The sequence below is a fragment of the bacterium genome (assembly GCA_030247525.1).
Lineage (GTDB): Bacteria > Electryoneota > JAOADG01 > JAOADG01 > JAOADG01 > JAOTSC01.
Genome location: JAOTSC010000182.1, coordinates 1 through 6,455, shown reverse-complemented (window position 1 = coordinate 6,455; position 6,455 = coordinate 1). Strand labels below are relative to the sequence as shown.

Annotated in this window: 5 protein-coding genes; 4 read left to right on the top strand and 1 reads right to left on the bottom strand. The window is 47.1% G+C overall.

Annotation, left to right across the window (positions count from 1 at the left end; genetic code table 11):
* The coding region (locus OEM52_13090) for a YCF48-related protein (GenBank protein MDK9701072.1) at window positions 1-1,596 on the top strand (1,596 nt) is incomplete at its 5' end.
* 187 nt (window positions 1,597-1,783) lie between these two features.
* Here the strand turns inward: OEM52_13090 and OEM52_13085 are convergent.
* Window positions 1,784-2,713, bottom strand: a complete 930-nt coding sequence (locus tag OEM52_13085) for an AraC family transcriptional regulator (protein MDK9701071.1) — start codon at window positions 2,711-2,713, stop codon at window positions 1,784-1,786.
* Window positions 2,714-2,955: 242 nt separating this feature from the next.
* Here OEM52_13085 and OEM52_13080 point away from each other — a divergent pair, with 242 nt between their 5' ends.
* From OEM52_13080 to OEM52_13070, 3 genes are all read left to right on the top strand, one after another.
* Window positions 2,956-4,125, top strand: coding sequence for an aldo/keto reductase (locus tag OEM52_13080; GenBank protein ID MDK9701070.1), 1,170 nt, complete (start codon window positions 2,956-2,958; stop codon window positions 4,123-4,125).
* A 91-nt stretch (window positions 4,126-4,216) separates the two neighbouring features.
* Window positions 4,217-5,140 carry an aldo/keto reductase gene (locus tag OEM52_13075; protein MDK9701069.1) on the top strand — a complete coding sequence of 308 codons (924 nt, stop codon included), beginning with the start codon at window positions 4,217-4,219 and terminating at the stop codon, window positions 5,138-5,140.
* A gap of 74 nt (window positions 5,141-5,214) precedes the next feature.
* Window positions 5,215-6,210 carry an aldo/keto reductase gene (locus tag OEM52_13070; protein MDK9701068.1) on the top strand — a complete coding sequence of 332 codons (996 nt, stop codon included), beginning with the start codon at window positions 5,215-5,217 and terminating at the stop codon, window positions 6,208-6,210.
* Window positions 6,211-6,455: the final 245 nt, after the last annotated feature.

Sequence of the window (6,455 nt, the reverse complement as noted above, 5' to 3'; positions counted from 1 at the left end):
GGCGTAAGTTGGGTGTTACAAGCGACTGGTATGCTCAACATTTGCAACAGTATTCGATTCATCGATAACAATAACGGATGGATTGCCGCAACTGCCGGTAAAATTGTCCATACAACCAACGGTGGCACAACTTGGACTCAACAAACAAGCGGAGTCGCAACGAGCATGTTAAGTGTCGATTTCGTAGATGCCAACAATGGTTGGGTAGTAGGGGCAAGTGGTGTCATTCTCCATACTACCAACGCTGGCGCAACCTGGACGTCACAAGCTAGTGGAACCACCGCAAACTTGAATTGTGTTCGATTTACTGGAAGTCATACCGGATGGATAGTAGGAAACTATGGAATCATCCTTCGTACTTTCGATGGTGGGGTAAATTGGGAGACACAAGTCTCTGCTACTGGTACCGATGCGACTAAAAACCTGAACAGTGTTTCGATGATTTCTGCATGCAATGGGTGGGCAGTCGGTGCAAACGGTCGTGTACTTCATTATACCGATACCGATTGGTCGCAAAATCAGTCAAACAATTCAGGTCCAGGAAATCAGAGTGGCTGGACTCCAAGTTTTCCAAATGACCCGCAAACAGGCAATCTACCGCCGATTGGCATTCATTTCAATCCACTAAGTAGTGGAATGAACCCAAGTATTGTCTCGGTCAAAAACGCCAATCGGGCTCGATCAATTGCTGAATGGGGTTTGAATGGCGGTGAAATGTCGACAGCAGTACCTGCTAGCAATACAATTGATCGGTTCTGGGATGTAACACAATCTGGCGGATCGAGTATGAATGCTGTTCTCACGTTGCGATTTAATGCTACAGACGTACCTGTCGGCATGACAAACCCATTATCACAACTTCAGTATGCATACTTCAAACATGGTGTCTACCCATGGACGACTCTACCAGTTACAAGTGTAACAGGTCCGGTAAATGGTGTGTACACTGCCACAGTTCAAAATGTTGCCGACTTCTCATATTGGACGTTAGGTGGAGCACCTCTTGCTTTACCAGTTGAAATGACTTCTCTCTCTGCCAACAGCGGTGATGGACGAGTTCAATTGACTTGGAGAACTGAATCAGAGACAGGTAATGATCACTTTAACATATATCGTTCAACATCTCGAAGTGATCTTGGAGAGCTCGTTGCGCAAGTCAATGGACACGGTACGACTGCGATTAGTCATGACTACTCATACAATGACTTCCGAGTGAGTAATCAAAATCGCTACTTTTATCGCATTGCTGACATTGATCTAAATGGTACAGAACGTCTTCATTCTTCAATTGTTGAAGCATATCCAACAGCGGAAGTTCGAGCTTCTATTCCGATCAAATACAAACTTGGGCAGAACTTTCCTAACCCATTCAATCCAACGACTGAAATCTCGTATGGACTGAAAGCGGCAGGTAATGTGTATTTATTGATCTCGGATGTTCAAGGGCGTGTTATCACTACACTGGTGAATTCTTATCAAACTGCCAACACATATCGTGTCGTGTTTGACGCAACCGGGCTGCCTACAGGAACGTATTACTACACTCTGACAACGAACGGTTTCACGACAACGAAAAAGATGGTGCTTATGAAGTAGGGTTGGAGAGTTGTACTGAATCAGTAGCTTATGCAGAGTAAACGCTTTGACATGAGATTTTGAGGGTTATCATGCGAAAGTAAATTCGCAGATAACCCTCTTTTCAATTAACTGCTATTCAATGGGTTTGCTCGATTGTCATCCGTAATGCCGAAGCACTGTGTAGCCTACGGCTACTTTGAAGGTATCAAACTCTAGCCAACTGGCTCAAGTTCTTTTTATCCTTCATTGGTGGCGCTCCAAACAGTCGAGAGTATTCTCGATTGAATTGAGAAGGGCTCTCATACCCCACTTTGTAGGCAGCATTGGCTGCATCCACGTTTTCGGCAAGCATCAATCGTCTCGCTTCATGAAGTCGAATCCATTTCTGGAATTGCAACGGACTCATGGCAGTCAGTACTCGGAAATGATGATGGAATGTTGAAGGGCTCATGTGTGCATCCGATGCCAGATCACTTACCTGGAATTCCTTCATGTAGTTTTCTTTCAACCAGCTGATTGCACGGGCGATTTGCAAACTTTGGTTCATTGTCGCTTGCCTCAGTCGAATACCTTGATCGCTGATTAAAAGCCGGTAGAGTATCTCACGCTGAATCAGTGGTGACAAAATCGGAATGTCCTGAGGAGTATCCAACAAATCGATCAACCGAATGATCGCACTCAGTAAAGGCAGTGTAACCTTGCTGACTGCCATGCCGCGACCGGTTTGCTCCGAACGTTCGGGCGGGAAATCGCTGTCGACCAACATTTGTGCAATTGCCTTTGGATCGATTTTCAGCATGAGACCCAGATAGGGTTTCTCTTCCGATGCTTCGATAATCTGTGCGAAAACTGGCAAATTGACTGAAGTCAGCAGGAAGTGGTGAGGATCGTACACATACACATCTTCGCCCAGTAGAAAGCGCTTCGCTCCTTGTGCGATCATGCAAACGCTGGGTTGATGTAGGAATCCAGATTTTTCCGTAGTGGTTGTCCATCGAGTCAGAGTTAACTCTGGAATCCTTGATTCCAATCGTGGATTCTTGTCAGTTAACCGAAGAATTTTCGATGCCAATTCCCTACGCAAATGCTCCAGCTCTTCAGAAAATGCTTCGGAGTCAAGCAGCTGATGTTTCATTCTATCCTCACTTATTATCCCACAGCAAGGTAAAGGTTCTTGTTCCCATTTACAATCCACTTCTCGCCAGTGTCGGAGGAATAGGCAATTATTTGATAGGATTGTTCTACCTGTCAGGCTTATGGAGTTAGTATCTTATTCGTGTAAGTGTGAAATCCAACTCTAGCTCGCTCTCGTTAGATATTAGTTCGCGCGAGAAACGAGCAGTCTGATCGAGCGGTAAACAGCATTCGGAGGAATCGATGGAACAAAGTGAATCATTCGGTCGGCGCGATTTCATGGTAAAGTCAGCGCTGGCGGGTGCCGGAATCGCCGTGGCTCGATTGGGATTAGCGTCCACAACGGATCAAACCAAGAGTACGGTTCTGGATGCGAGTCGCAGCATGACTCCGTCAAAAGTGACCAAGCGTCGTAAACTAGGTAAACTCGAAGTCTCCAGTGTTGGCTTGGGGGTGCAGAACATGAGTCGCACCTACCAAACCATTATCCCCACCCGGTCGGAAATGATCAATATCATTCGTAACGCTTTCGATCACGGTGTCACATTTTTCGATGCTGCCGAAGCGTATGGTCCGCATGAGGTGGAACGCATTCTTGGCGAAGGAATCGCACCATTCCGTGACAAGGTGGTGATCACTTCGAAGTTCGGGTGGAACATTGATCTTGAGTCGGGCGAACGAAAACCGGGGTTGAACAGTCAACCGGAACATATCCGAAAAGCTGTCGAAGGGATGTTGAAACGACTTCGTACCGATCGCATCGATCTCTTGTACCAACATCGTGTCGATCCCAGCGTTCCCATTGAAGACGTTGCTGGAACGGTCAAAGACTTGGTGGCACAGGGCAAAGTCCTTCATTGGGGACTCAGCGAAATGGGTCTCAAAACGCTGCGACGCGCGCATGCCGAATTACCAGTGACAGCAGTTCAGAGTGAATACTCGCTGTTGTGGCGGGGACCGGAAACGGAAGTGATCCCGCTCTGTCAGGAACTCGGAATCGGTTTTGTACCTTGGAGCCCGCTTGGAGTGGGGTTTCTAACCGGTGCCATTGATGCCAAAACAAGATTTGCACAGGGTGACATTCGCGGCATTGAAGAGCGGTTTTCGCAGGAAAACATGCCATACAATCTGCTACTGGTAGATCTGCAAAAGAAGTGGGCAGTTCAGAAACAAGCAGCTCCCGCGCAAATTGCACTGGCTTGGTTGCTGGCACAGAAACCGTGGATTGTTCCGATCCCCGGTACCACGCAAATGGCGCACATGTTGGAGAACATTGGTGCCGACGCCGTGGAGTTTACTTCGCAAGAGTTTAGGGATTTCAATGCTGTGCTTTCATTAATCCAGATTCGAGGACAGCGACTGCCTGATATGGTGCTACAATATTCAGGTGTGGAAGCGCCGCTCAAACCATAGAGTTTCAGAATCGTGGCAAAGACTGGCAACTGGAAGGAACTCGAAAAAGAACGATCAACTCATTAATCAGCGTAGAAACTGGAAGAATCTCATGAACAATCAACCAATAGACATGACTTTGAACACCGGAGCGACGATGCCTGCCATTGGTCTCGGAGTAATGCAAGGCACTCAAAGGGAATCGGAAGAAGCCGTTTTGTTCGCGATTGAATCAGGATATCGTTTAATCGATACCGCATCGGCATATTTGAATGAGAAAAGTGTTGGTGAAGGTATTCGACGAAGTGGCATCAAGCGTTCAGATCTCTTCATTACTACGAAGCTCTGGGTGACTGACTACTGTACAGAATCTACGAAAATCGCATTCGAAGCAAGTCTTCGTCGCCTTGGAACAGACTACGTTGATCTTTATCTCCTGCATCAACCGGTGCCCACCGAGTTTGATAAAACGGTCGCCGCTTATAAGACTGCTGAAACATTTCTCAGTGATGGCCGCGCTAGGGCAATTGGTGTCAGTAACTTTTCAGCTTCGCACCTGGAACGATTGATGAATGAAACGAGCATCGTACCAGCAGTCAATCAGATCGAAGTACATCCTTTTTTCATTCAAAAGGAATTGAGGGCAGTGAACGCCAAACTGGGTATCAAGATACAAGCATGGTCGCCGCTCGCAGGGATTCACGTTTATGTGCCGAACTCTAAGGATGCCCTTAATCCACACAAACATCCTACGCTAGTTGCGCTAGGAGAAAAGTATAAGAAGACGCCAGCGCAAATCATGTTGCGGTGGCATATTCAAATTGGAAATTGTGCAATACCGAAGTCGTTTAATGCGGCTCGAATCAAAGAAAACTTCGCAATATTTGATTTTGAGCTTTCAGCAGAAGACATTTCAAGTATCGACAAGTTAAATACCGGCGTTCGAGGCGGTCCTGATCCGGAAATCATCACCACAACGACTTTCGGATTCACGATTGATAATAGCCCGCAAGCCGATGATGCATTTCGTCAGTAAGTTGGTAGCGACTACGTCGGAATTGTAGTAGTCCATTGCACTGATTGTTAGGTTATTAGGAAGGAAGAATAGTCATGGAAAAGCGTACCCTTGGCAAGAGCGGGTTGACTGTTTCCGCGCTCGGTTTCGGTTGTATGGGGATGAGTTTCGGGTTCGGGCCTCCCGGTGAGAAATCGGAAATGATCAAGATTCTCCGGGCAGCAGTCGAAAATGGAATCACGTTTTTCGATACAGCCGAAGCGTATGGACCCTATGCCAACGAAGAACTGGTCGGAGAAGCACTGGAACCGTTCAAAGGGCAAGTCACAGTTGCGACTAAGTTTGGATTCAAATTTGATGGTGGAACGCAACCGCAATCACTTGGTCTCGATAGTCGTCCCGAACACATTAAGGAAGTAGCCGAAGCTTCGTTGAAACGGTTACGAATCGATGCAATCGATCTGTTCTACCAGCATCGCGTTGATCCTGATGTTCCTATTGAAGACGTTGCGGGGGCGGTCAAAGAGTTGATTCAAGCGGGAAAAGTGAAACACTTCGGATTGTCCGAAGCGGGTGCCAACACGATCCGGCGCGCTCATGCCGTCCAACCTGTCACTGCGTTACAGAGTGAATATTCTCTTTGGTTTCGTGAACCGGAGGCGGAGATTATTCCAACACTGGAAGAACTGGGCATCGGATTTGTCTCATTCAGTCCACTCGGTAAGGGGTTCCTGACGGGAAAGATCGATGAGAACACCACTTTTTCCAGCACCGATTGCCGAAACGTGGTTCCTCGATTCACACCGGAAGCTCGCAAGGCAAATCAAAACGTGGTTGATCTTCTAAAGACAATCGCTGAATCGAAAGGTGCAACACCCGGTCAGATTGCTCTTGCCTGGTTGCTTGCCCAGAAACCCTGGATTGTACCGATTCCCGGGACGACCAAAATGCACCGGATGATTGAGAATAATGGCGGTGCTTCGGTGACGCTTAGATTGGCTGAGTTGACTGATATTACCGATGCCGCATCAAAACTTGAGATCCAAGGGGCTCGTTACCCTGAGCGTCTCATGAAAATGGTGGGAAGGTAGATTCTGTTCGAGACACTTTTGGCCTGACTGTAACCAGAGGAAACTAACACAACTGAATAGGTAACTACAAGGTAACTAACGAGGAAAATTCTGAAGACAGGGAGGTAACGCCAATATTACATTGATTGGCAACTTGTAACCTGAAACGCCGAAGCAGTTCTACGAGCGTGATACGGCGTTACCTCTTCGTTATCATTGATGAACAATGGAACTTTGGAGGGCATTGTCAACCACGATTCGCAATC

Excerpts from the sequence above, each read along its gene's own strand:
- OEM52_13085 (MDK9701071.1), bottom strand. The coding sequence starts at position 2,713 with ATGAAACATCAGCTGCTTGACTCCGAAGCATTTTCTGAAGAGCTGGAG.
- OEM52_13070 (MDK9701068.1), top strand. The coding sequence starts at position 5,215 with ATGGAAAAGCGTACCCTTGGCAAGAGCGGGTTGACTGTTTCCGCGCTC.
- OEM52_13075 (MDK9701069.1), top strand. The coding sequence starts at position 4,217 with ATGAACAATCAACCAATAGACATGACTTTGAACACCGGAGCGACGATG.
- OEM52_13080 (MDK9701070.1), top strand. The coding sequence starts at position 2,956 with ATGGAACAAAGTGAATCATTCGGTCGGCGCGATTTCATGGTAAAGTCA.